The organism is Streptomyces sp. CA189, from assembly GCF_056428985.1.
Map to the genome: position 1 here is coordinate 174182 of NZ_JBWJVM010000004.1, position 23584 is coordinate 197765.

Annotated in this window: 20 protein-coding genes; 4 read left to right on the top strand and 16 right to left on the bottom strand. The window is 72.2% G+C overall.

From position 1 onward, the window contains the following. The first annotated feature begins 61 nt into the window (after positions 1-61). Positions 62-1873: a bifunctional metallophosphatase/5'-nucleotidase gene (locus AC061S_RS05720; protein WP_478684727.1), complete on the top strand. Its 1812-nt coding sequence runs from the start codon at positions 62-64 to the stop codon at positions 1871-1873. A 25-nt stretch (positions 1874-1898) separates the two neighbouring features. On the opposite strand, the gene AC061S_RS05725 is transcribed toward AC061S_RS05720, so the two are convergent. From AC061S_RS05725 to AC061S_RS05755, 7 genes are all read right to left on the bottom strand, one after another. Then, positions 1899-3308, bottom strand: coding sequence for a lysine N(6)-hydroxylase/L-ornithine N(5)-oxygenase family protein (locus AC061S_RS05725; RefSeq protein ID WP_478684728.1), 1410 nt, complete (start codon positions 3306-3308; stop codon positions 1899-1901). Beyond that, the gene (locus AC061S_RS05730) at positions 3305-4705 is read right to left on the bottom strand and encodes a pyridoxal phosphate-dependent decarboxylase family protein (RefSeq protein ID WP_478684729.1); all 1401 of its coding nucleotides are present in this window, start codon (positions 4703-4705) and stop codon (positions 3305-3307) included. Before AC061S_RS05730 ends, AC061S_RS05725 begins: the two co-directional genes overlap by 4 nt. Before the next feature lie 730 nt (positions 4706-5435). Continuing rightward, complete coding sequence (gene pepN / locus AC061S_RS05735; RefSeq protein WP_478684730.1) at positions 5436-7976, bottom strand: aminopeptidase N; 2541 nt, start codon at positions 7974-7976, stop codon at positions 5436-5438. Between the two features lie 37 nt (positions 7977-8013). Then, a complete protein-coding gene (locus tag AC061S_RS05740; protein WP_478684731.1) occupies positions 8014-8328 on the bottom strand; it encodes a chorismate mutase in 315 nt (104 codons plus the stop codon). Between the two features lie 566 nt (positions 8329-8894). Further along, positions 8895-10082, bottom strand: a complete 1188-nt coding sequence (locus AC061S_RS05745; protein WP_478684732.1) for a sensor histidine kinase — start codon at positions 10080-10082, stop codon at positions 8895-8897. 397 nt (positions 10083-10479) lie between these two features. Next, positions 10480-11139 carry a response regulator gene (locus AC061S_RS05750; RefSeq protein ID WP_478684733.1) on the bottom strand — a complete coding sequence of 220 codons (660 nt, stop codon included), beginning with the start codon at positions 11137-11139 and terminating at the stop codon, positions 10480-10482. Positions 11140-11407: 268 nt separating this feature from the next. Next, entirely contained in the window at positions 11408-12202 is a 795-nt protein-coding gene (locus AC061S_RS05755) for a serine protease (RefSeq protein ID WP_478684734.1), read from the bottom strand. A 143-nt stretch (positions 12203-12345) separates the two neighbouring features. Between AC061S_RS05755 and AC061S_RS05760 the strand changes: the two genes are divergently transcribed. Further along, on the top strand, positions 12346-13239 hold the full coding sequence (locus tag AC061S_RS05760; protein ID WP_478684735.1) for a hypothetical protein: 894 nt from the start codon (positions 12346-12348) through the stop codon (positions 13237-13239). Positions 13240-13287: 48 nt separating this feature from the next. On the opposite strand, the gene AC061S_RS05765 is transcribed toward AC061S_RS05760, so the two are convergent. Further along, positions 13288-13494 (bottom strand): hypothetical protein, encoded by a 207-nt coding sequence (locus AC061S_RS05765; RefSeq protein WP_478684736.1) that lies wholly within the window; start codon positions 13492-13494, stop codon positions 13288-13290. Positions 13495-13738: 244 nt separating this feature from the next. Here AC061S_RS05765 and AC061S_RS05770 point away from each other — a divergent pair, with 244 nt between their 5' ends. Then, positions 13739-14479, top strand: a complete 741-nt coding sequence (locus AC061S_RS05770) for an HAD family acid phosphatase (RefSeq protein ID WP_478684737.1) — start codon at positions 13739-13741, stop codon at positions 14477-14479. Positions 14480-14532: 53 nt separating this feature from the next. Here the strand turns inward: AC061S_RS05770 and AC061S_RS05775 are convergent, their stop codons facing one another. From AC061S_RS05775 to hsaA, 5 genes are all read right to left on the bottom strand, one after another. Then, positions 14533-16188, bottom strand: coding sequence for an FAD-dependent oxidoreductase (locus tag AC061S_RS05775; RefSeq protein WP_478684738.1), 1656 nt, complete (start codon positions 16186-16188; stop codon positions 14533-14535). Next, entirely contained in the window at positions 16185-16691 is a 507-nt protein-coding gene (locus AC061S_RS05780; protein WP_478684739.1) for a flavin reductase family protein, read from the bottom strand. Before AC061S_RS05780 ends, AC061S_RS05775 begins: the two co-directional genes overlap by 4 nt. Further along, positions 16679-17584: a VOC family protein gene (locus AC061S_RS05785; protein WP_478684740.1), complete on the bottom strand. Its 906-nt coding sequence runs from the start codon at positions 17582-17584 to the stop codon at positions 16679-16681. The genes AC061S_RS05780 and AC061S_RS05785 overlap by 13 nt, the downstream gene beginning before the upstream one ends. A gap of 20 nt (positions 17585-17604) precedes the next feature. Beyond that, positions 17605-18489 (bottom strand): 4,5:9,10-diseco-3-hydroxy-5,9,17-trioxoandrosta-1(10),2-diene-4-oate hydrolase, encoded by an 885-nt coding sequence (gene hsaD, locus AC061S_RS05790; RefSeq protein ID WP_478684741.1) that lies wholly within the window; start codon positions 18487-18489, stop codon positions 17605-17607. A 152-nt stretch (positions 18490-18641) separates the two neighbouring features. Next, positions 18642-19811: a 3-hydroxy-9,10-secoandrosta-1,3,5(10)-triene-9,17-dione monooxygenase oxygenase subunit gene (gene hsaA, locus AC061S_RS05795; protein WP_478684742.1), complete on the bottom strand. Its 1170-nt coding sequence runs from the start codon at positions 19809-19811 to the stop codon at positions 18642-18644. Between the two features lie 277 nt (positions 19812-20088). On the opposite strand from hsaA, the gene AC061S_RS05800 reads away from it, so the two are divergent. Beyond that, positions 20089-20970 carry an IclR family transcriptional regulator gene (locus tag AC061S_RS05800; RefSeq protein WP_478684743.1) on the top strand — a complete coding sequence of 294 codons (882 nt, stop codon included), beginning with the start codon at positions 20089-20091 and terminating at the stop codon, positions 20968-20970. 141 nt (positions 20971-21111) lie between these two features. Here AC061S_RS05800 and AC061S_RS05805 read toward each other — a convergent pair whose 3' ends face one another. The 3 genes from AC061S_RS05805 to AC061S_RS05815 are packed head-to-tail and all read right to left on the bottom strand — an operon-like array spanning position 21112 to position 23580. Further along, positions 21112-22209 carry a 2Fe-2S iron-sulfur cluster-binding protein gene (locus AC061S_RS05805; protein ID WP_478684744.1) on the bottom strand — a complete coding sequence of 366 codons (1098 nt, stop codon included), beginning with the start codon at positions 22207-22209 and terminating at the stop codon, positions 21112-21114. Next, positions 22202-22432: a ferredoxin gene (locus tag AC061S_RS05810; RefSeq protein ID WP_478684745.1), complete on the bottom strand. Its 231-nt coding sequence runs from the start codon at positions 22430-22432 to the stop codon at positions 22202-22204. The genes AC061S_RS05805 and AC061S_RS05810 overlap by 8 nt, the downstream gene beginning before the upstream one ends. Then, on the bottom strand, positions 22432-23580 hold the full coding sequence (locus tag AC061S_RS05815) for a 3-ketosteroid-9-alpha-monooxygenase, oxygenase component (RefSeq protein ID WP_478684746.1): 1149 nt from the start codon (positions 23578-23580) through the stop codon (positions 22432-22434). Before AC061S_RS05815 ends, AC061S_RS05810 begins: the two co-directional genes overlap by 1 nt. Between the last annotated feature and the right edge of the window lie 4 nt (positions 23581-23584).

Sequence of the window (23584 nt, forward strand, 5' to 3'; positions counted from 1 at the left end):
TGCTGGGTCAGAATCTACGCGCGTTACCTGTGTGCACCTGTACCTCACAAGGGGAGATGGCATGGCGTTCGACCGTAGGACATTCTTGGGCACTTCGGCTGCGACGGGGGCGGCTGTGGCGTTGGCGGGGGCCACGAGCACCCCGGCCGCCGCGGCTGAGGCCGTGGCCGGCGGCGCTTCGGCCGCGGGGGCGAAGACGTACGCGTTCACGGTGATGGGGACGACGGACCTGCACGGGAACGTCTTCAACTGGGACTACTTCACGGACAAGGAGTTCGACGACAAGGCGCACAACGACGTCGGTCTGGCGAAGATCTCGACGCTGGTGAACCAGGTGCGGGCGGAGAAGGGGCGGCGCAACACGCTGCTGATCGACGCCGGGGACACCATTCAGGGGACGCAGCTTTCGTACTACTACGCGAAGGTGGATCCGATCACGGCGCGGCGTGGTCCGGTGCATCCGATGGCGCAGGCGATGAACGCGATCGGGTATGACGCGGCGGCGCTGGGGAACCACGAGTTCAATTACGGCATTCCGGTGCTGCGGAAGTTCGAGGAGCAGTGCGAGTTCCCGTTGCTGGGGGCGAACGCGCTGGATGCGAAGACGTTGCGGCCGGCGTTCCCGCCGTACAGCATGCACCGGCTGCGTACTCCGCACGGGCGGGATGTGAAGGTGGCGGTGCTGGGTCTGACGAATCCGGGGATCGCGATCTGGGACAAGGCGAACGTGCAGGGGAAGATGACGTTCCCGGGTCTTGAGGAGCAGGCCGCGAAGTATGTGCCGCGGCTGCGGTCGCTGGGTGCGGATGTGGTGATCGTGTCGGCGCATTCGGGTTCGAGTGGCACGTCGAGTTACGGGGACCAGTTGCCGCACGTGGAGAACGCGGCGGGTCTGGTGGCGGAGCAGGTGCCGGGGATCGACGCGATCCTGGTGGGGCACGCGCATACGGAGATCTCGGAGTACCGGGTGCGGAACAAGGCGACGGGCAAGGACGTGGTGTTGTCCGAGCCGTTGAAGTGGGGGCAGCGGCTGACGTTGTTCGACTTCGAGCTGACGTGGGCGAGGGGCTGCTGGTCGGTGGCGAAGGTGTCGGCCCGGGTGCTGAATTCGAATACGGCGGTGGAGGACCCGGCGATCGTGGGGCTGCTGTCGGACGAGCACCGCAAGGTCGTGGCGTATGTGAACCAGGTGATCGGTACGTCGACGCAGGCGATGCCCTCGGTGGAGGGGCCGGTCAAGGACGTGGCGATCATCGATCTGATCAACCATGTGCAGGCGGAGACGGTGCGGGGTGCGCTGGCGGGTTCGGAGTGGGGTGCGCTGCCGGTGCTGTCGCAGGCTTCGTGTTTCTCGCGGACGGCGGCGATTCCGGCCGGGCAGGTGACGATCAGGGATGCGGCGGGTCTGTATCCGTTCGAGAACACGCTGGAGGCGCGGCTGCTGACGGGTGCGCAGGTCAAGGAGTATCTGGAGTATTCGGCGAAGTACTACGTGCGGACGGCTCCCGGTGAGGTGGTGGATCCGGCGAAGCTGACGAACGCGGAGGGTACTCCGGACTACAACTACGACGCTGTGTACGGGTTGACGTACGACATCGACATCTCCGAGCCGGTGGGTTCGCGGATTTCGGGGCTGTCGTTCGAGGGGAAGCCGGTGGATCCGGCGGCGCAGTTCGTGCTGGCGGTGAACAACTACCGGGCCTCGGGTGGCGGGAACTTCCCGCACGTGCCGCAGTCCAAGCAGGTGTGGGCGAATTCGGATGAAATACGCAACACGATCATCCAGTGGGTGAAGGCGAAGGGGACGGTGGACCCGGCGCAGTTCGCGTCCGTGGACTGGCGGCTGACCCGAGCCGGGGCACCGGTCTTCTAAAGCATCGTCTTCTGAACGTTTCTCCTTACGGATGCTCGACCAGTGGGAGCAGTTCGCCGGCGGGTTGGGGCCGGGTGTGCTCCCGCTGTTCGAGGCCGAAGGTGGTGAAGGCGGTGCGGGTGGGCTGGGGGTAGGGCTCTTTGCCCGTCAGGGTGTTCAGGATGGCGGCGCTGCGCCAGGCGGCGAGGCCGAGGTCGGGGGCTCCGACGCCGTGGGTGTGGCGTTCGCCGTTCTGGACGAAGACGCTGCCGGTGACGGCCGGGTCGGTGATCATCCGGTAGCGGTCGTCGATGCGGGGGCGGCCGGAGGAGTCCTTGCGCAGGTAGGGGTCGAGTCCGGCGAGGAGGCGGGCGAGGGGGCGTTCGCGGTAGCCGGTGGCGAGGACGACGGCGTCGGTGGTGAGGCGGGAGCGGGTGCCCTGGTCCACGTGTTCGAGGTGGAGTTCGACCTTGGTGGTGGCGACGCGGCCGGCGGTGCGGACGCTGACTCCGGGGGTGAGGACGGCGTCGGGCCAGCCTCCGTCGAGGGTGCGGCGGTAGAGCTCCTCGTGGATGGCGGCGATGGTGGCGGCGTCGATGCCCTTGTGGAGTTGCCATTGGGCGGGGACGAGGCGGTCGCGGACGGGTTCGGGGAGGGAGTGGAAGTAGCGGGTGTAGTCGGGGGTGAAGTGTTCCAGGCCGAGCTTGGAGTACTCCATGGGGGCGAAGGAGGGGGTGCGGGCGAGCCAGGTGAGGCGTTCGCGGCCGGCGGGGCGGGAGCGGAGCAGGTCGAGGAAGACTTCGGCTCCGGACTGGCCTGATCCGATGACGGTGACGTGGTCGGCGCCGAGGATGCGCTGCCGGTTGTCGAGGTACTCGGAGGAGTGGATCACCGGGACGGTGGGGGCTTCGGCGAGGGGGCGCAGTGGTTCGGGGACGTAGGGGGCGGTCCCGATGCCGAGGGCGAGGTTGCGGGTGTAGGTGCGGCCGAGGGCTTCGGCTTCGCCGTCGGCGTCGACTTGGGTGAAGTCGACTTCGAAGAGGTCGCGTTCGGGGTTCCAGCGGACGGCGTCGACTTGGTGGCCGAAGTGGAGTCCGGGCAGGCGGCCGGCGACCCAGCGGCAGTAGGCATCGTATTCGGCGCGCTGGATGTGGAAGCTCTCGGCGAAGTAGAAGGGGAAGAGTCGTTCCTTGTGCTTGAGGTAGTTGAGGAACGACCAGGGGCTGGAGGGGTCGGCGAGGGTGACGAGGTCGGCGAGGAAGGGGACTTGGAGGGTGGCTCCGTCGATGAGGAGTCCGGGGTGCCAGCGGAAGTCGCGGCGCTGGTCGTAGAAGGCGGTGGCGAGTTCTCCGGCGCCTTGCTGGGGCAGGCCGTGGGCGAGGGCCGCGAGGGAGAGATTGAAGGGGCCGATGCCGATTCCGACGAGGTCGTGGGGTGCATCGAGCTGGGCGGTCATCGGTGGGTGCTGCCTTCCAGGAGGTTCACGAGGGCGTCCAGGTCCCCCGCCGTGGTGTGGGGGTTGAGCAGGGTGGCCTTGAGCCAGAGGCGGCCGTCGGCGGTGGCCCGGCCCAGTACGGCGGTGCCGTCGAGGAGGAGGGTGCGGCGCAGGGTGGCGATGGCGGTGTCGTCGGCGTGGGTGGGCCGGAACAGGACCGTGCTGATGGTGGGCGCGGCGTGGAGTTCGAAGGCGGGGTGTGCTTCGAGGAGCCGGGCGAGGTGTTCCGCGCGGGCGCAGGTGCGGTCGATGAGGTGGATGAGGCCGTCTCGGCCGAGTGAGCGCAGGGTGGCGGCGATTTTGAGGGCGTCTGCGCGGCGGGTGGTGCGCAGGGAGCGGCCGAGGAGGTCGGGCAGTCCGGCTCGGGTGTCGTCGGGGGCGTTGAGGTAGTCGGCCTGGTGGGTGAGGGGGGCCAGGAGGGTGGTGTCGGGGACCGTGAGGAGTCCGGCGGCGATGGGCTGCCAGCCGAGTTTGTGCAGGTCGATGGTGATCGATCGGGCGCGGTGCAGGCCGGCGAGTTTGGGGCGGTGGCGGGGGCTGAGGTGGAGGAGTCCGCCGTAGGAGGCGTCGATGTGGAGGTCGGCGCCGTGCTGTTCGCAGAGGTCGGCGAGGGCGTCGAGGGGGTCGATGAGGCCGGCGTCGGTGGTGCCTGCGGTGGCGGTGACGAGGGCGGGGCCGGTGGTGGTGGCGAGTGCCTCGGCGAGGGTGGCGGGGGTGAGGGTTCCGGTGGGGGTGGGGAGGCTGCGGGCGGGGGGCAGGCCGAGGAGCCAGGCGGCGCGCGGGATGGAGTGGTGGGCGTTGGCGCCGTGCAGGACGGTGAGGTGGGGGCCGTGGCGTTCGCGGGCGAGGAGGAGGGCGAGGTGGTTGGCTTCGGTGCCGCCGGTGGTGAGGACGGCGTCGGGGTGGGGGGTGTCGTGGAACTCCGCGGCGAGTGTGCGGGTGAGGAGGGTTTCGAGGGCGGAGGCGGCGGGGGCCTGGTCCCAGGAGTCGAGGGAGGCGTTGAGGGCGCTGGCGGCGAGGTCGGCGGCGGCCGCGACGGCGAGGGGCGGGCAGTGCAGGTGGGCTGCGCAGAGGGGGTCTGCGGGGTCGGCCGCGCCGGCGGTGAGGGTGTGGACGAGGGTCCGTAGTGCTTCGTGGTCGCCGTGTCCGTGGTCGGGGAGTACGTCGCCGAGTGCGGCGGTGACGCGGGCGGTGACGGCCTCGGGTCCGCCGGCGGGGAGGGGACCGCCGCGGGCGTGGGCTCCGGTGCGGAGGGCGTCGAGGACGGTGGCGAGGAGGGGTTGCAGGGCGTCGGGGCCGTGGGGTCCGCCGGCGAGCGGGGCGGTGCCGCGTCTGCCTGTGCCGGGGGGCGCTGTCATGCGGTTGTCCTCACGGGAACGGTTCGGCGGCGGGTGGTGCCGCTCTGCTGGGTCGGGGACCCGGGGGGTACAACGATCCGACCCGAATGGGGTAACCGCCCGGGTTTATGGGTGGTTGATTTCAGGCCGTCGGGGTGGCCTGGAGAGATCAGCTCGAGCTGAGACCGGCGTCGTTCCGCTGCATGCCCTCACCACCTGGTTCCGGCGGCCGGCTGCGCAACGACGCAGCCCCGCGCCCGAGTGCGCCTCCTCGGGGCGCCTACCCGTCCTCACGGGAACGGTTCGGAGCCGTGCACGCGCTGCTGCCCGGGCCGCTGCCTGCGGGGTTGTCGACGCGTGGGGTCCACGAGGGCGTGGATCCGCCGGCGTCCGAGTCGTGGGCCGGGGGCGTGGGTGGGGTGGGGCGTCGGCGGGCCGAAGGGCGTGTACCGGGGGGGCCGGCAAGCCTGAGGGGCCCATCCGTGGCGGGCCGTCCCGGCACGAAGGGCCCGGCCCCCGCGGGGCCGGTGGCCGGGCGGAGCCGATGGCCGGGCGGAGCCGATGGCCGGGCGGAGCCGGGCAGGGCGGAGCCGGGCCGGGCCGGGCAGGGCAGGGCAGGGCCGAGCGGGGCCGGGCTCGGGGCCGGGCCCGGCGGTCACGAGGGGGCCCGGCGGGCACGAGGGGGCCTCGGGCGGCATCAGGGCAGTGAACGCGCCCGAGGTCTCGGCCGGGTATGGGTGAGGTCGTGGGGTCAGGGGCGGGCGCGGAGGGCGCGGGACAGGTCGTCGAGGTGGTCTACGAGTTTGCGGTGGAGGAGCGGGGTGATGTCGGGGGCGGTCAGGGCGGCGTGGCCGGCCTGGAGGTTGGCTTCGGTGATTTCGTGGCCGGGGAGGGCCCAGCGGCCTGCCGCGTCGGCGATGGCGGGGCCGCGGCGGGCGGCGAGGGTGACGGCCTCGGGGTAGGCCCGGGGTACGTACTCCCGTACCAGGTCCGCCTGTTCGGGCTGCCAGAAGCCTTGGGCGGTGGCGGTGAAGAGGTAGTTGGAGAGGGAGTCGTCGTGGAAGAGGCGCTCCCAGGCGGCGGCCTTGGCCTCGGGGGTCGGGAGGGCGGCCCGGCAGCGGGCGGCGCCTTCCCGGCCGGTGGCGCTGGGGTCGGCGGCGAGGGCTTCGTCGATGTCGGCTTCGCCGGCCGCGCCGAGGACGGACAGGCGGGCGAGGATGCGCCAGCGCAGTTCGGGGTCGAGGGCGGGGCCGCCGGGGACGGTGCCGTCGGCGAGCCAGCCGGCGATGGTGTCGGGCTGGGTGGCGCTGTCGACGAGGGCGCGGACGGCGACGAGCCGCAGGCCGGGGTCGGAGCCGTCCTCGGTGCGCCGCAGCAGGTCGCGGGCGATGTTGGTGAGGGCGGTGAGGGCGTCGCCCCGGCGGTCGGGGGTGAGGTAGCGGTCGGCGATCTGGGCGCGGGTGAAGGTGAGGACGCCTTGGACGATCGCGAGGTCGGACTCGTCGGGGACGTGGGCTTCAGCCGTGGCCAGGTAGTCGGCGGCGGCCAGTTCGCCGTCGCGGACCATGTCGCGGAGGGAGTTCCAGACGACGGCGCGGGTGAGCGGGTCGGGGATGCGGGAGATGCCGCGCAGGGCGGTTTCCAGTGAGGTCTCGTCGAGACGGACCTTGGCGTAGGTGAGGTCTCCGTCGTTGAGGACGAGGAGGGCGGGGCGCGGGCCGCTCACGGAGAGGATCTCGTCGGTGGGGACGTCGAGGGCGAGGACCTCGCGGGGTTCGACGGCGCCGTCGGGGGCCCGGTCGTAGAGGCCGGCGGCGATGTGGTGGGGGCGGTTTCCGGTGCGGTCGACGGTGAGGGTCCAGCCTCCGTGGCTTTCTTCGAGGCGGGGGGTGAGGGTGTCGACTCCGGTGGTGCGCAGCCAGGTCTCGGCCCAGGTGTGGACGTCCCGGTCGGTGTGGGCGGCGAGGGAGTCGACGAAGTCGGCGAGGGAGGCGTTGGCGAACTTGTGGCGGGCGAAGTGGGTGTTGATGCCGGCCAGGAAGTCCTTCTCGCCGAGCCAGGCGACGAGTTGGCGCAGGGCGGAGGCGCCCTTGGCGTAGGAGATGCCGTCGAAGTTGAGGAGGGCGGAGGCGGTGTCGGGGACGGCGGTGGCGTCCGGGGCGACGGGGTGGGTGGAGGGGCGCTGGTCGGCGTCGTAGCCCCAGGGTTTGCGTTCCATGCCGAAGCCGGTCCAGGTCTCGGTGAAGCGGGTGGCTTCGATGAGGGTCTGGTAGCCCATGAATTCGGCGAAGGACTCGTTCAGCCAGATGTCGTCCCACCAGGTGAGGGTGACGAGGTCGCCGAACCACATGTGGGCCATCTCGTGCGCGATGGTCACGGCGCGGCGCTGGCGTTCGGCGTCGGTGACGGCGGAGCGGAAGACGTAGTCGTCGCGGAAGGTGACCAGTCCGGGGTTCTCCATGGCGCCGGCGTTGAACTCGGGTACGAAGGCCTGGTCGTAGGAGTCGAAGGGGTAGGGCTCGGTGAACTTCTCGTGGAAGCGGTCGTAGCAGGCGGTGGTGAGGTCGAGGATCTCCTGCGCGTCGGCGTCGAGGTGGGGGGCGAGGGAGCGGCGGCAGTGGATGCCGAAGGGGAGCCCGGCGTGTTCGGTGCGGACGCTGTGCCAGGGGCCGGCGGCGACGGCGGCGAGGTAAGTGGAGATGACGGGGGTGGGGGCGGAGTGCCAGATGCCCGCCTCGGAGGCGGAGCCGTCGCCCGAGCCGTCGTCGCTGTCGCCGAGTCGTTCGCCGATGCGGGAGGTGATGCCGTTGGCGAGGACGGTCCAGTGCGGCGGGGCGGTGACGGTGAACTCGAACACGGCCTTGAGGTCGGGCTGGTCGAAGGCCGGGAAGACGCGCTGGACGTCGTCGAGGAACATCTGGGTGTAGACGTACGTCTCCCCGTCCGCGGGGTCGGTGAAGCGGTGGAGGCCTTCGCCGGTGCGGGAGTAGCGCATGCGGGCGGCGATGCGGAGCTCGTGGGGGCCCTCGGTGAGGCCGGTGAGGGGGAGGCGGCCGTCGGCGAGGGAGGCCGGGTCCAAGGGGTGTCCGTCGAGGGCGGCGGAGCGCAGTTCGGCCGGTTTCAGCTCGACGAAGGTGTCGCCGGCGGCGCGGGCGGTGAACCGGATGACGGTGCGGGACTCGAAGGTCTCGTCGCCGGTGGTGAGGTCGAGGTCGACCTCGTAGTGCCGGACGTCGAGGAGCTGGGCTCGGAGCTGCGCTTCGTTGCGCGTCAGTGCGGACATGGGGCCCATGCTGCCGGATGGCGGCTCCGGCGCCGGGCCCCGGCTTCTATTCGCCCTCGCCGGCGGCGATCGTCTCGTGGTGGCGGATGACCTCGGCGATGATGAAGTTGAGGAGCTTCTCGGCGAAGGCGGGGTCGAGTTTGGCGTTCTCGGCGAGCTGGCGCAGCCGGGCGATCTGGCTGGCCTCGCGGCCCGGGTCGGCCGGGGGGAGCTGGTGGCGGGCCTTGAGGTGGCCGACTTGCTGCGTGCACTTGAACCGCTCGGCGAGCATGTGGACCACGGCCGCGTCGATGTTGTCGATGCTGTCCCTGAGCCGGGCCAGCTCGGCGGTCACGTTCTCATCGATGTCCCTGGTGTTCATGGTCCACGAGAATACGTGGCGCGCACGTTCGGTTCGTCGGCCGATCGGCCACTGAGACGGCGGGGGCGGGGGCGGGGGCACGCTGGCGCGCGCCGGGGTCTGGTCTGGAAGGTGGCTCTGCGATACGCGGCACCTGGCCCGCCCCCGACTGCGCAGGCGGGTGCCCGTCGGTGCGGCGAGGCCAGGAGCACAGCCGGCTACGGGCCCGGCGGGGCGGACGGGTGCGGGACCGGGCAGCGCAGCCGGGCGGGGCGCCCGAGCAGCACGGCTGACCAGGGCGGGGGGCCGCCGAGGCGGAGGCGCCGCCGAGGCGGAGGCGCCGTCGAAGCGGAGGCCCGTCCAGGCAGGGCCCCGTCGAAGCGGAGGCGCCGTCGAAGCGGAGGCCCGTCCAGGCAGGGCCCCGTCGAAGCGGAGGCGCCGTCCAGGCAGGGCCCCGTCGAAGCGGAGGCGCCGTCGAGGCAGGGCCCCGTCCAGGCGGAGGCCCGTCCAGGCAGGGCCCCGTCGAAGCGGAGGCCCGTCCAGGCAGGGCCCCGTCGGGGCGGGCCGGGCCGGAGCCGAAGGGGCGGTTAGAGGGGGAGGAGGGCTGTGACCAGCCAGCCGCCTTCGGGGGCGGGGCCGGCGGTGAGGGAGCCGCCGAGGGCTTCGGCGCGTTCGGCCATGCCGACGAGGCCGTAGCCGCCGCCGCGGGCGTTCTCGGAGAGTTTCGCGGGGCGGCCGCCGTCGTCGGCGATCCGTACTTCGAGGCCGGCCGGGACGGTGCGCAGGCCGACCCGGACGGCGGTGGCGGTGGCGGCGTGCTTGCCGATGTTGGTGAGGGCTTCGAGGACGATGCGGTGGGCGGTGGCGGCGACGTCGGCGGGGAGCCGGGCCTCCAGGCCCTCTTCCACGTAGAGGACGACGGGCGGGCCGGTGGCGGCGAACCGTTCCGTCAGCTCGCGGATCTCTCGGAGGCCGGCGACGGGGGCGGTGCCGGCGGAGCCTGCTGCGCCGGCGCCCTTGCCCGTCTCGGGGCCGGTGTCTTCGGCGCCCTCGCGGAGGATCTTGACCAGGCGGCGCATGGAGCCGAGCGCCTCGTCGCCGGCGGTCTCGATGCGGCCGAAGATCTCGCCGGCGCGTTCGGCGGAGACCTTGGTGTAGCGGGCGGCGCGCGCCTCGACGACGATCCCCGTCACGTGGTGGGCGACGAGGTCGTGGAGCTCGCGCGCCAGTTCCAGTCGCTCGGCGCTGCGTACGGCGCGCAGCTCGCGGACCCGTTGGACGGACTGCAGGCGCAGGAGCAGGGAGTACGCGGTGACGACGACGGCGAGCACGGAGAAGAGCAGCGTGAAGCGGCCCGGGTCCGCGTCGCGGACGGGCGCCGCCATGGAGCCGAGGGCGAGGAGGGGGCCGAGGACGGCGGCGGTCCGGGCGGGGGCGCGGAGCAGGACCTGGGTGAGGAGGACGAGCAGGGCGATGGCCTCGCCGCCGCCCCAGACGACGAGGGGGAGGTTGCTGAAGATCAGGGAGAGGGTGACGGTCCAGGTGACGGCGGCGGCGAACCAGGCGCGGGCGAGGAGCGGGATGGCCGGCCAGGGTGCGGCGCTGAGGCAGACGAGGATGCCGGACACCCAGACGGCGGCGTGCGGGGTGCTGGGCTGGCGGGCGAGGACGACGCCTTCGAAGGTGACGAGGGAGAGGAGGGTGAGGGAGAGGGTGATGCGGATCCAGTCCGCGACGTGGGGGTGGCGGCGGGCCCATGGCCCCAGGGGGCTCATGCGGTGCCCCGGGCTCCGCGGGTGGCTCCGCCGGTGGGACGGGGCTCCGCGCGGGTGGCTCCGCCCGCGGGCAGGGCGGCTCCGCGATGGGTGTGCGGGCTTCGGCGCAGGGCGGAGCGGCGGTTCGGCCGGGCGCTGCCCGTACCCGTGGCGGCCGGTGTCGTCGGGGACGGCGTGCGCCGGCTTCCTGGGGCGCCGCCCCAGACCCCGCGCCTCGAACGCCGGCGGGGCTGTTTTTGCCCGGCGGCCCCCGAACAGGGACGGGCCTGACTCTGGCAGGCCGCGCGGGAAAGGCGACGGGGCCGATTCTGGACGGCGGTGCCCGAACCGCGGCGGGGCAGGTTCCGCCCCGTGGCGCCCGCACGGCGGCCGGGCTCGTTCGGGGGGTGGGGGCGGGTCACGCCGGGGTGCCTGCCAGGCCGCTTTCCCAGGCCCAGGCGGCGATTTCCACGCGGTTGCGGGCGTCCAGTTTGGCCTGGACGTTGGCCAGGTGGGTCTTGACGGTGGAGAGGGAGACGAAGAGCTCCCCCGCGATCTCGGCGTTGGTCAGCCCGCGCGCGAGGCAGCGTACGACCTCGCGTTCCCGGTCCGTCAGGGGCTCCGCCGGGCGGCGGGCGGCCGCGGCGGCGGCCGGGGTGCGGTGGGCCATTTCGCGCAGCAACCGTACGGTGATGGCGGGTGAGACGAGGGAGTCTCCGACGGCTGCCGCCCTCACCGCTTCAACCAGCATGGCCGGGCTCGCGTCTTTGAGGAGGAAGCCGGACGCTCCGCCCTGGAGCGCCGCGTGGACGTACTCGTCGAGGTCGAAGGTGGTGACGATGACGATGCGGGGGGTGTCGCGGCCGGAGAGCCGGCGGGTGACTTCGAGCCCGTCGAGTTTGGGCATGCGGATGTCGAGGAGCAGGACGTCGGGGTGGTGTTCGGCGACGGCCGCGAGGGCTGCTTCGCCGTCGACGACGTCGGCGACCACTTCGATGTCCGGCTGGCTTTCGAGGATCATCCGGAAGCCGGTCCTGACCATCTCCTGGTCGTCCGCGATGATCACTCTGATTGCCATGCGCCGCCTGCCCCACTGTCGCCCGCTGCCTGTGCTGTCCCGGCTTCCCCGGCATTCCCACCCGGTGGGATCTCTCCATGGGACCTGCGGGCGCGTCGGCCCGCAACCGCACGGCAGACCGCCGGGAGCATGCCGCAAGGCCGGAACGGCGTCGTTCCGGCCTCGCGGTACTGCGATTGACCTTACGGACATGTGGGGCATCGCGCCTCATTCTTCCGGCCCCTGTCGGATGGGCCGGGAGGAGGAGGGCAGCAGGGCCGAGGGGTGGTCAGAGCGTGGCGGCCGCGCTCTTGATCGCTGCCGCGAAGGTGGAGACCTCCGTGTAGACGCCGGGGTAGTCGGGGCGGGCGCAGCCCTCGCCCCAGCTGACTATGCCGACCTGGATCCAGGCGTTGGCGTTGTCCCGGCGGAACATGGGGCCGCCGGAGTCGCCCTGGCAGGTGTCGATGCCGCCCGCGTCAAATCCGGCGCAGATCTCCTCGGCGGGCACCAGGGAGCTGCCGTAGGAGGCCTGGCAGGAGGCGTCGGAGACGAAGGGGACGGTGGCCTTGCGCAGGTAGCGCTGCTGGCCTCCGCCTTCGCGGGTGGCGCCCCAACCGGCGACGGTGAAGGTGCCGTTGTCGTAGGCCTTGGTGTCGGCGATCTTGAGGGTGGGCAGGTTGATGGGCTTGGCGAGCTTGATCAGCGCCCAGTCCTTGCCGGTGCCGTTGTAGCCGGGGGCGCGGAGCACCTTGGTGGACTTGACCTTGATGGCGCTGGAGCTGTTGAGGTCGACGACTCCGGCGGTGGCGGTGATGGAGGTGTTGTTGCCGGAGCTGCCGACGCAGTGGGCGGCGGTGAGCACGATCTGCTGGGTGTAGAGGGCGCCGCCGCAGCCCATGGAGAGCCGGACCATGAAGGGGAATTCCCCTTGGGCGGCGGGGGTTCCGCCGACCACGGGGACCGGGGCCGGGGCCGGGGACGCGGTGGCGGAGCCGGGCTGGAGGCTGACGGCCGCGAGGGCCACCGCTCCGGCGGCGAGGATGCGCTTGAGGGTGGTGGTGAGGCTGGACACAGTCGACACACTGCCTTTCGTGGGGGGTTGGGCCGTGCGCGTCGCTCCATGACGGGTGGGACAGGCCGCATGGATGACGGGGACATGACACACCGTCGACCCAGGGGGCTTCAAGAACGCGTTTTCGGACAACTTCCGGCCGGAGGTGTCCAATGACGCACAACGGTCGGCGGAACAGCCCGATCGAGCACGGATTTCCTCATCTGGAGACGGTCCGCGCGGCCGTCACCGCGCTGTTCCGGCGGCTGTCCGCCGACGGGATCCGCGCCTACGACACGTCCTTCGCCCCCGCCGACGCGGCCTTCCCCGCCTCCGAGGACCTGTACCCGGGCGCCCATCGGGTGGCTTCCGCGATGGTCCGCGCCCTGCGGCTGCCCGACGCACGCCTGATCGTGGGGTTCCGGGCGATGGAGGAGGCCGCCACCGTGGAACTGGCGGCCGGTCCCGAGTACTTCGTCGAGGTCAACGACCGCTTCCGCGTCCACCGCCGCGATCTGGCGGCCGCCCTCGCCCACGAGGTCACGCACGTCCTGCTGCACCGCCTGGACCTGCGCTTCCGCGCGACCCTCGACAACGAGATCCTCACCGACACCGCCGCCGCCTACCTGGGCGCCGGCTGGCTGCTGCTCGACGCCTACCGGGAGGACGAGCTCACCCACCAGAAGCTCGGCTACCTCACCCCGGAGGAGTTCGGCTACGTCCTCGCCAAACGCTGCCGGTTCCTCGGCGGTGAGGACCTCTCCCCGTGGTTCACCAGTCCGCGGGCCTACGAGGCGTACGTGCGCGGCCGCGCCCTGGCCGACCGGGACCTGCGCCGGGCCCCCCTGGCGGCCGCGGGCCGGCCGGAGCGGCTCCGGTACGCGGCGGCCCGCCGGGCCGGGGCGGCCCCGCCCGGGTCGGCGTACGGCTTCGAGGCGCACGCGGGCGGGCTGCGGGTGAGCTTCCCGTGCCCGGTGTGCGGACAGCGGCTGCGGCTGCCGGCGTACGGCGGACCGGTGCGGGCCCGCTGCGGGCTGTGCCGCACGGTGCTGGAGTGCGACACCTGAGCGGCCGGTCGCCGCCCCGCACGGTACGGGAGTGCGACACCCGAGCGGTCAGTCGCCGCCGCAGCCCCCGGAGTCGCCGCCGCAGCCGGCTCCCCCGCCACAGCCCGCGTCACCGCCCCCGCTGTCGCCGCTGCTCCTGCGGGTGACCGTCGAGCGGCTGCCGCCATAGGTCGAGCGGTGGGCCGCGAAGTAGATCACGCCCCAGCCGACGATGGTCCCGGACACGACGAACAAGGCGATGACACCTTCACTCATACGGCCGCTCTGCCCGGTCCCCAAGCGCGGAACACCTCCCTCCGCCGACGACCCGCGGACCCCTCCAAGCCCGCTGCGGGCTGCGCCGCACAGTGCTGGACCGCGACACCTGGCGCCAGGTGTGCCGCGTGACGGAGGTTCACCGCACGGCCATGAAAAATTACTTACCAGCCAGTAGACATGAGGGCGGACGATCTCCAACCTGGTCACGTACATGCCAACGTGTGACCGAGGAGCGTCCCCCATGCGCAGCACCCGTACCACCGCCGCCGCCGTGGCCGTAGCCGCAGCCGTACTGGCCCTGGTTCCGGCCACCGCCTCCCAGGCCGCCCCCGCAAGGACGGCCTCCACGGCCGTCACCGCCGCCACCGCCGTCACCGCCGCCACCGCCGCCACCGCCGCCACCGCCGCCACCGCCGTCACCGCCGCCACCGCCGTCACCGCCGTCACCGCCTCCGCGCCGGGCGGCAACGCCGCGATCCTGGGCATCGACTACGCCACCTGGCAGCGCGACGTGTCCGCCGTCATCGGCGCGGCCCGCCCCGGGATCGAGCAGCGCATCGCCGCCTCGCCGGCCGGTGAGAAGCCGGCGATCGTCCTCGACATCGACAACTCGTCGCTGGAGACGGACTTCCACTGGTTCTGGACCTTCCCGACCCCCGCGATCGCCCAGGTCCGGGACCTGACCCGGTACGCGAACGACCGCGGGGTCGCCATCTTCTTCGTCACCGCCCGCCCGGGGATCATCTACTCCCTCACCGAGCGCAACCTCAAGGCGGTCGGCTACCCGGTCTCGGGCCTCTACGTCCGCGACCTGCCCGACCTGTTCGGCGAGGTCAGCGCCTACAAGACGGCCAAGCGGGCCGAGATCGAGGCGCGCGGCTACACGATCATCGCCAACATCGGCAACAACCAGAGTGACCTGGTCGGCGGCCACTCCGAGCGCACCGTCAAGCTCCCGGACTACGACGGCAAGCTCTCCTAGGCCGGGACAGGTCAGGTCAGGTCAGGTCAGGTCAGGTCAGGTCAGGCCAGGGCCTAGTCCAGCCCGGCGGCGATCGCGTTGACGGCGGCCCAGCCGAAGGCCATGGCGGGGCCGATCGTCGCGCCCGGCCCGGGGTAGGTCTCCCCCATCACCGCCGCCGAGCAGTTGCCGGAGGCGTAGAGACCCGTGATCGGCGTGGAGTCCTCGCGGAGCACCCGGCCGTCGGTGTCCGTGACGAGGCCGCCCTTGGTGCCGATGTCCCCCGGGTGCACGGGGACCGCGTAGAAGGGGCCCTTCTCGATCGGCGCCAGGTTCGGGTTGGGCAGCGTCGGGTCGCCGTAGTAGCGGTCGTAGACGCTCTCGCCCCGCCCGTAGTCCTTGTCGGTGCCGACCTCGGCGAAGGAGTTGAAGCGGCTGATCGCGGCGGGCAGGCCGGGGGCGGAGATCTGCCGGGCCAGTTCCACCACGGTGTCGGCCTTCTTCAGGAAGCCGCTCTCCAGCCACTTCTTGGGGAAGGGCTGTCCGGGGAAGAGTCCGGCGAAGATGTACCGGGCCTTGGAGCGGGCGTCCAGGATCAGCCAGGACGGCACCGTCCTGGCGTCCGGCCGGTCGGCGGCGTACATCCGGTCCACGAACGCGTGGTACGGCAGGGCCTCGTTGGCGTAGCGCTCCCCCGCCTCGTTGACGATGACCATGCCGGGGATGCCCCGGTCGGCGACGAGGAAGAAGGGCTTCTCCCCCGGCGGGCACACCGACGGCGCGCCCCAGACCCTGTCCAGCAGATCGGTGGCGGCCCCCAGTTCCTCACCGAGCTTCAGGGCGTCGCCGGTCTGGCCCTCCGAGGCGTGCGTCCAGGCCGTGGACGTGGGCGCGGGCAGGTGCTTCTCGCGCAGTGCCTGGTCGTGCGAGAAGCCCCCCGAGGCCAGCACCACCCCGCCCCGGGCCGCCACGGTCACCTCGCGCCCGGCGCGCAGGACCCGTACGCCGGTCACCCGGCCGGCCGGGTCCGTGACCAGGCCGGTCAGGGGCGCCGACAGCCACAGCTCTCCGCCGAGGGTGTCCAGGGAGAGCCGCATGCGGGCGATGAGCGCCTCGCCGAGGGAGAGCAGCTTGCGGCCGGTGGCCAGGGCCTTGACCGCGCGCAGGCCCACCTTGACGGAGGTCTTCTTGCCCGCCCAGGTCCGGCTGACCATGTTCAGGAAGCGGAAGTCGTACGAGGTCATGGTCAGCCCGTACGTGGGCAGTCCGGCCCGGCGCATGGAGGCGCCGAGACCGCCGAGCCGATTGAAGTCGACGATGCACGGTTCGATGGAACGGCCCTGCGCCATGCCGCCCTGGGCCTCGGGGAAGTAGTCCGAGTAGCCGGGGGTGTACATGAAGCGGATCTCGGTGCGGTCGTGGAACTCCTCGACCATGCGCGGCCCGTGGCTGAGGTACGCGTCCTTGCGCGCGGCCGGGACCCGGTCCCCGACGGTGGCGTCGAGGTAGGCGCGGGCCTTCTCGCGGGTGTCAGCGACGCCGGCGCGGTCGAGGTGGAAGGTGCCGGGGACCCAGATCGCGCCGCCGGACAGGGCGGTGGAACCCCCGTACGTGTCGGTCTTCTCCACGACGAGGACGCTCAGGCCCCGCAGTCGGGCGGTGACGGCGGCGGCGAATCCGGCGGCGCCGGAGCCGACGACCACCACGTCGTAGGCGTACTCGGTTGTCATCCGAAGGCTCCCGTGGCGTAGGCGCTGCGGTAGTACAGCAGGGGTGATCCGCCGTCGCGGGCGCTCAGTTCGAGGACCCGGGCGGTGACGAGGTAGTGGTCGCCCGCCTCGTGGACCTCTTCGAGGGCGCAGTCGACGGTGGCGAGGGCGCCGGTGACGCGGACGGCTCCGTGGGCGGAGAGTTCCCAGTCGACGCCCGCGAACTTGTCCTCGCCGCGGCGGCCGAGCGCCTCGCACACGCCGCGCTGCTCCTCGGCGAGGATGCTGACGCCGAAGCGTCCGGCGGCCCGCACCTTGGGCCAGCTGGAAGAGCCCTTGCCCACGCAGAGCAGGACCAGCGGCGGGTCGAGGGAGAGGGAGGCGAAGGACTGGCAGGCCAGCCCGGCCGGGCGGCCGTCGTCCGCGACGGCCGCGACGACGGTGATGCCGGAGGCGAAGGCGCCGAGGACCTCGCGGAACAGGGCCGGGTCGACCGCGCCTGGGGTCCCGGTCAGCCGTTCCACTGGTGGCCCCAGAAGCTGTCCGCGGTGATCTCCTTCGCGGTCCAGGTGGCGGGGTCGACGAGCAGGCCGTCCCAGCCGTACTCGACCTGGAAGCCGCCGGGGGCCTGGGCGTAGAAGGAGACCATGTGGTCGTTGGAGTGCCGGCCGAGGGTGGAGGCGATGGGGATGCCCGCCTTGTTCATGCGGTCGAGGCAGTAGCCGACGTCGTCGAGGGTCTCCAGCTCGACCATGAAGTGGACGATGCCGGGCGGCAGCGCGCCGGGGTAGAGCCCGAGGCTGTGGTGGCGGCGGTTGGGGCTGAGGAAGTGCATCCAGTAGAAGTCCTGGCCGGGCTTGCCGGTGGGGACGGCGGCCGGGGGCAGCCGCATCGAGTCGCGCAGCTGGAAGCCGAGGAGGTTCTCGTAGAAGTCGAGGGTGGCCTCGGTGTCGGCGGCGGGCAGTACGACGTGGCCGAGGCCGAGGCTCCCCTCGCGGCCGCCGGTGACGAACCGGTTGCCGTACCGGGCGGCGAGCGGGGTGTGGTCCTGGGCCTGGCCCCAGTAGATCTCCAGGGGGTTGCCGCTGGGGTCCTCGCAGTGGATGAGGCCCTGGACGCGGCGGTCGGCGAGGGTCTCGGCGTCGCCCTGCTTGACGGGGTGTCCGGCGCTCTCCAGCTCGGCGGCGGCGTCTTCCAGGGCTCGGGCGTTCGCGACCTCGAAACCGGCGGCGAGCAGCCGGTCCTGGGCGCCGGCGACGAACTGGAAGCGGTGCGTGCGGTCGTCGATGCGGACGTTGAGGGCGGTGTCCGTGGTGCCTGCGGCTTCGGCCATGCCGAGGATGTCGAGGACGTAGGTGCGCCAGGCGGCGAGGTCGGCGGTCTCGATGCGGAGGTAGCCGAGTGCGCGGATGTCCATGGGGGAACTCCTCGGTGGGATCAGTGGAGGAAGAAGTCGGTGGCGAGGCGGTTGAACTCGTCGGCGGCCTCGGTCTGCGCCCAGTGCCCGCAGTGCGGGAAGACGTGCAGGCGGGCGTCGGGGATGGTCTTCAGCGCGAGGAAGGCGCCGTCGACCGGGTTGACGCGGTCCTCGCGGCCCCAGGTCAGCAGGACGGGGCGGCTGATGCGGTGGGCGTCGCGCCAGAGCATCGCGGCCTCGGGCCACTTGGCGAAGGAGGCGCCCATGCGGGCGTTGCCGAGCCTGGCTTCGGGGTCGGTGGCCTGGGCGTAGCGCTCCTCGACGAGGGCGTCGGTGACGATCGCCGGGTCGTGGGCGAGGGTGGTGAGGAAGGTCCGCATCTGCTCGCGGGTGGGCTCGGGGGCGAGGCTGAACTCGAAGAGCCGCTTGATGCCTTCGGTGGGGTCGGCGGAGAAGAGGTTGAGCGAGATCCCGCCGGGGCCCATGAGCAGGAGCTTGTCGACGCGTTCGGGGTGGTCCAGGACGAGCCGGGTGGCGGTGCCTCCGCCGAGGGAGTTGCCGATGAGGTGCGCCCGCTCGATGCCGAGCTCGTCCATGAGGGCGAGGACGGCGTTCGCGCTGAAGCCGAAGTAGTCGCGGTCGGGTTCCGGCTTGTCGGAGCGGCCGTAGCAGGGCTGGTCGACGAGCAGGGTGCGGAACCGCTCGGCGAAGTGGGGCAGGTTGCCGCCGAAGTTGGACCAGCCGGAGGCGCCGGGCCCGCCGCCGTGCAGCATGATCACGACGGGTGCGTCTTGGGGGCCTGCCTCGTGGTAGTGCAGGGTCATCCCGCCGGCTTTGGCGGTGCGGGAGGTGTTCTGAAACGTGTACGGGCTCGCAATCGAACCGATACTGTGCGTTGCGGACATTGCGTCGCGAGAACCAAGCACGCACGTCCTCCTTTCCCATCACTACGATCCGGGCTGGTTTCAACCCGGCTGGCGTTGATCGTGGAAGACCTGATGGGCCGCTGGCCCACCAGGCGGCGTGAGCCAGGAATCCCTTCTTCGGAAGGGAGGATTCAAAGCATGGTGTCCTGGATGTCGAGCCCGAGCGCGCCCTGTCCGAACAGGACCAGGGCCCGCTCCGGGTCGTTGGCGGCGTGGCCGCGGCCGGTGTGGACGTCGCGCCAGGCGCGCTGGACGGGGTTGGGGCCGGTGCGCATGGCGCTGCCGCCCGCGTTCTCCATGAGGAGGTCGACGGCGGCGACGCAGCGCTCGGTGGCGAGGACCTGGTCGCGGCGGGCCCGGGTGCGCAGCGGTGTGGGGAGTTCCTCGCCGCGTTCGGCGAGGGCGTAGAGCTCGGAGATGTTGCGCTGGAGCTGGAGCCAGGAGGCGTCGATGTCGCTGGCGGCGCGGGCGATGCGGACCTGGGCGAAGGGGTCTTCGGCGACCTGCTGGCCGTAGGAGATGCGGAAGCGTTCGCGGGTCGCGGAGACGTAGTCCTCGTAGGCGCCTTCGGCGATGCCGACGATGGGGGTGGAGATGGTGGTGGTGAAGACGGAGGCGTAGGGCAGCCGGTAGAGCGGCTCGGGGTTGAGGCGGTGGCCGGGTACCTGGAGGGCGGTGACGGGGCCGAAGCTGAGGGCGCGGTGTTCGGGGACGAACACCTCCTCGACGACGATGTCGTTGGAGCCGGAGCCGCGCAGGCCGACGGTGTCCCAGACCTCGTCGACGCGGTACTGGGTGCGCGGGATCAGGAAGGTCCGCATGTCGACGGGGCGGCCTTCGGCGTCGGTGACGAGTCCGCCGAGCAGGGCCCAGTCGGCGTGGTCGCAGCCGGAGGAGAAGTGCCAGCGGCCGCTGAGGGTGAAGCCTCCGTCGACGGGGGTGACCTTGCCGGTGGGGGCGTAGGAGGAGCAGATCCGCGTGTCGCGGTCCTGGCCCCAGACCTCTTCCTGGGCGCGGGGGTCGTAGAGGGCGACGTGCCAGGGGTGGACGCCGACGACGGAGGCGACCCAGCCGGTGGAGCCGCAGGCCTTGGCTATGTCCTTGACGGCGGCGTAGAAGAGGGCGGGGTCGGCGGCGTACCCGCCGTGGGCCTTGGGCTGGAGCAGCCGGAAGAAGCCGGTGGCGGCGAGTTCCTTGATGCTCGCCTCGGGGACTTTGCGCTGCCTTTCGGCCTCTGCGCTGCGCTCGCGGAGGGCGGGGGCGAGGGCGCGGACCGCTGCGAGGACCTCTTCGTCACTCATGGTGTCCCCTTCTCAGATCAAGGATCTTCAGGTGTTCGGGATCGATGGCGAGGAACGTACGCCGGGTGGGTCCGGGCGCGGAACGAGCTGTTCCCGCTGAGCGGGAAGCTCCCCGGAACTCCTCCGACGCTCCTCCGACGCTCCTCCGGCACTCCTCCGAACTCCTCGAAACGACTACTTGAAGTATTACTGAATGAAATAGACCCCTCCGGGTGCTTCCCTCCGGCCGGGGGCGCGTGGCAGGGTCGCCCCAACGCCTCACGCAGGGGGTTTTCTCGTGCTTGACCAGTTCATGGAGCAGGTCGCGGAGACCGAGCTCGCACCGCTTTCGCTGCTGGAGAAGGCCGCGAAAGTGCTGGGCGCCTTCGAGGGCCCACAGCCTCGGCTGTCGCTCACCGAGGTCGTGCGCCGCTCCGGAATCCCACGTTCTTCCGCCCACCGGATCCTCGACCAGCTGGTGCAGTTGCGCTGGCTGGACCGCGAGGGCCGGGACTACCGCATGGGCATGCGCATGCTGGAGCTGGGCGCGCTCGCCTCCCATCACAACCGGCTGCGCCGGGCCGCGCTGCCGCTGCTGCACGCGCTGCACGAGCAGACGGGCCGGGTGGTGCACCTGTCGGTGCTCGACGGGGCCGAGGTGGTGTGCCTGGAGCGGATCGGCGGTTCGGAGGCCACCACGGTGCCCTCGCGGGTCGGCGGCCGGATGCCGGCGTACTGCACGGCCGCCGGCAAGGCGATCCTCGCGTTCAGCGATCCCGCCGCGGTGGAACACGTCCTCGCGCAGGGGCTGCGCCCGCGCACCGCGCGCACCCTGATCCGGCCGCTGGCACTGCGTTCGGAGCTGGCGGCGGTCCGCGAGCGCGGGGTGGCCTACGACCGGGAGGAGAGCTTCCGGGGCGTCTCCTGCGTGGCCGCGCCGCTGCGGGGCGCCGGGCGGGCCGTGGCCGCCGTGTCGGTGTCCTCCTGCCGGGGCGACCGGGAGACGGCCCGCCTCGCGCCGGCGGTACTGGCCTGCGCGCGGTCGGTGTGGCGGGAGCTGTACGGGCCGGGCCGGCCGGGGCGGGCCGCGGCGGCGCCGGCGCGGGACCTGGAGCCGGCGGTCTCGGCGCAGGCCATGGACAACATGATGGGGTGGCTGCGGTTCAGCGAGTGGATGTAGTGGGTAGTGGTACCCCAACGCACGAGTGAACGACGCCGGGCCCGACCCCTCGCCAGGGGGCCGGGCCCGCGGTCGTACGGCGGGGCCGTCCGGTGGGGTCGTACGGCGGGGTCGGCCTCCGGACCCGTCCGGCGGAGCCGTTCAGCCGTCGTAGCTGATGCGGACGCGGTCGCCGAGCGGCAGGGCCTGGCAGGCCAGGACGTAGCCGTCGGCCAGGTCCTCGGGGGCCAGGACCTCGTTGCGGACCATCTTGACCTCGCCTTCCAGCACCCGGCAGCAGCAGGCGCTGCACGCGCCTTCGCGACAGGAGTACGGAGCGGGGACGCCCGAGGCGAGCAGGACGTCGAGCAGCGGGGTCCCGGCGGGCCAGGCCACGGTGTGCACGGCCCCCTCGAACTCCACTTCGGCGGTGGCACCGCCCGTCCCGGCCGCGGCGGGAGCGGGGACGGGAGCCGGCGCGGGGGCCGCCGCGGTGAAGACGTCGCCGCTCAGCGAGAAGTACCGCTCCCGGTGGATCGCCCGGCCCAGGCCGCCCGAGGCCCGCACGGCCGTCTCCGCCGCGTCCATCAGCGGAGCCGGCCCGCACAGGTAGGCCTCGCGGCTCGCGTACGGGGCCACGAGCGGGCCCAGCTGCGGGGCGGTCGGCAGTCCCTGGAGGGTCTCCAGCCAGTACACGACGGTGAGCCGCCCGGGGTGTTCCTCGGCGAGCCCCCACAGCTCGTCACGGAAGATCACCGAGCCGGGGTCGCGGTTGGCGTACACCAGCGCGACGTGGCCCCCGCCGGCCACGAGCGCCGACTTGGCGAGGGAGAGCACCGGGGTGATCCCGCTGCCGCCCGCCACCAGCAGCAGGTCCCGGTCCAGGTCGGGCGGGGTGAACGTGCCGGCGGGCGGCAGGATCTCCAGCTCGTCGCCGATGCCCACGTCCTGGCACAGCCAGCCGGAGCCGACCCCGCCGGGGACCCGTTTGACGGTGATGCGCAGCGGGTCCCCGGCGTGCGGGGAGCCGGCCAGGGAGTAGCAGCGGGCCGCGCCGCCCGGCACCCTGACCGTCAGGAACTGCCCGGGGCGGTACGGGAGTTCCGCGTCGAGTACGAGGGAGACCGCCTCGGGGGTCTCCTGGATCCGGTCCGTGACGCGGACCAGCAGCCTGCCGCCGGCTCCGCCCCGGGCGGCAGCCGGGGCCGGGCTGCGCACCCCCGCGGCGCGGGTCTTCGTACGGCCGTCGGTGTCAGACATCGGCCGGCACCTCCAGACGGCCCGCCAGGACGGCGGCCTCGATGCCCGCGCGCAGGGCTTCGCAAGAGCGGACGAGGCCGCTGGGCCGGCCCGCCCCGGCCGCGGCGGCGATGCGCGGGCAGACCGCGACGGCCTCATCGGTCCACTGAACCTGGGTGTGGGCGGGGCTGAACTTCTCGCACAGCACCTGCGTGCCGCACTCCCCGCACACCACGGGGGTCATCACGGGGTACCGGCCGCGCGGCGGGCGAGGTTCTCGGCGACCTCGGCCTTCCAGGCGGCGGTGGCGCGGGCGGTGTCGATCTCGAACTCGAAGCGGCGGACCATCTCGTCCTTGACGTCGGCGGCGTCCACGTAGAACTGCTCGTACCAGCGGCGGAGCTGGTAGACGGGGCCGTCCTCCTCGGTGAGGAGGGGGTTGTCGATGCGGGTCTTGTTCTTCCAGATCTCGACGTCCTGCTCGAAGCCGACGGCGAGGCCCTCGGAGGTGAGGCGGGCGGCTTCGGCGGCCTGTTCGTCGCTCATGCCGGGGAGCTTCTTGACGATGGTGCCGTACATGAGCATGAAGCTGTTCTCGTCGATCGGGTAATGGCAGTTGATGAGGACCGATTCGAGTTCGACGCCGCCGCCGATGTCGCTCCACAGCTTGTCGATCATGTAGGAGGGGCCGTAGTACGAGGCGTCCGAGCGCAGGCCGCCGCCGGTGGAGAGGGTGCCGAGGTCCACGTCGCCGCGCGGGGTGGACTCCATGTACTGGGTGGCGACGTGGCCGTCGAAGACGTTCTTGAAGTAGTGCGGGAAGGCGTAGTGCACGTAGTAGAAGTGCGCCATGTCGACGACGTTGTCGACGATCTCGCGGCAGTTGGAGTTCTCCACGCGCAGGAAGTTCCAGCTCCAGTCGCTCCACTCGGGGTCGTCGACTCCCTCGATGACGGGGATCGCGACCTCGGGCGGCGGCGGGTTGCCCTCGGGGTCGTGCCAGACGTAGAGCTGGCCGTTGCGTTCCAGGGTGGTCCAGGCGCGGGTCCTGGCGCGCGGCGGGACGCGGCGGGCGTAGGGGATGGCTGCGCAGCGGCCGTCTCCGGACCAGCGCCAGTCGTGGAAGGGGCAGGCGACGGTGTCGCCCTTGACGGTGCCGTGGGCGAGGTTGCCGCCCATGTGGGGGCAGTAGGCGTTCAGGACGCTCAGCTCGCGGGTGTCGGCCCCTTGGAAGACGACGAGTTTGGTGCCGAAAGCCTGGATCTCGTGGGGGGCGCCGTCCTTGAAGGCGGCGGCGAGGCCGAGGCAGTGCCAGCCGCGGGCGAACCTCGCGGACACGGCGGCGGCTTCGATGACGCGGGGCGCTTCGTCGGCTGCGGTCGTTTCGGCCATCGGG

What these genes read in the sequence shown, in the direction of transcription:
- AC061S_RS05720 (WP_478684727.1), top strand. Translation starts at nt 62, where the DNA reads ATGGCGTTCGACCGTAGGACATTCTTGGGCACTTCGGCTGCGACGGGG.
- AC061S_RS05725 (WP_478684728.1), bottom strand. Translation starts at nt 3,308, where the DNA reads ATGACCGCCCAGCTCGATGCACCCCACGACCTCGTCGGAATCGGCATC.
- AC061S_RS05730 (WP_478684729.1), bottom strand. Translation starts at nt 4,705, where the DNA reads ATGACAGCGCCCCCCGGCACAGGCAGACGCGGCACCGCCCCGCTCGCC.
- pepN (WP_478684730.1), bottom strand. Translation starts at nt 7,976, where the DNA reads ATGGGCCCCATGTCCGCACTGACGCGCAACGAAGCGCAGCTCCGAGCC.
- AC061S_RS05740 (WP_478684731.1), bottom strand. Translation starts at nt 8,328, where the DNA reads ATGAACACCAGGGACATCGATGAGAACGTGACCGCCGAGCTGGCCCGG.
- AC061S_RS05745 (WP_478684732.1), bottom strand. Translation starts at nt 10,082, where the DNA reads ATGAGCCCCCTGGGGCCATGGGCCCGCCGCCACCCCCACGTCGCGGAC.
- AC061S_RS05750 (WP_478684733.1), bottom strand. Translation starts at nt 11,139, where the DNA reads ATGGCAATCAGAGTGATCATCGCGGACGACCAGGAGATGGTCAGGACC.
- AC061S_RS05760 (WP_478684735.1), top strand. Translation starts at nt 12,346, where the DNA reads ATGACGCACAACGGTCGGCGGAACAGCCCGATCGAGCACGGATTTCCT.
- AC061S_RS05765 (WP_478684736.1), bottom strand. Translation starts at nt 13,494, where the DNA reads ATGAGTGAAGGTGTCATCGCCTTGTTCGTCGTGTCCGGGACCATCGTC.
- AC061S_RS05770 (WP_478684737.1), top strand. Translation starts at nt 13,739, where the DNA reads ATGCGCAGCACCCGTACCACCGCCGCCGCCGTGGCCGTAGCCGCAGCC.
- AC061S_RS05775 (WP_478684738.1), bottom strand. Translation starts at nt 16,188, where the DNA reads ATGACAACCGAGTACGCCTACGACGTGGTGGTCGTCGGCTCCGGCGCC.
- AC061S_RS05785 (WP_478684740.1), bottom strand. Translation starts at nt 17,584, where the DNA reads ATGGACATCCGCGCACTCGGCTACCTCCGCATCGAGACCGCCGACCTC.
- hsaD (WP_478684741.1), bottom strand. Translation starts at nt 18,489, where the DNA reads ATGTCCGCAACGCACAGTATCGGTTCGATTGCGAGCCCGTACACGTTT.
- hsaA (WP_478684742.1), bottom strand. Translation starts at nt 19,811, where the DNA reads ATGAGTGACGAAGAGGTCCTCGCAGCGGTCCGCGCCCTCGCCCCCGCC.
- AC061S_RS05805 (WP_478684744.1), bottom strand. Translation starts at nt 22,209, where the DNA reads ATGTCTGACACCGACGGCCGTACGAAGACCCGCGCCGCGGGGGTGCGC.
- AC061S_RS05810 (WP_478684745.1), bottom strand. Translation starts at nt 22,432, where the DNA reads ATGACCCCCGTGGTGTGCGGGGAGTGCGGCACGCAGGTGCTGTGCGAG.
- AC061S_RS05815 (WP_478684746.1), bottom strand. Translation starts at nt 23,580, where the DNA reads ATGGCCGAAACGACCGCAGCCGACGAAGCGCCCCGCGTCATCGAAGCC.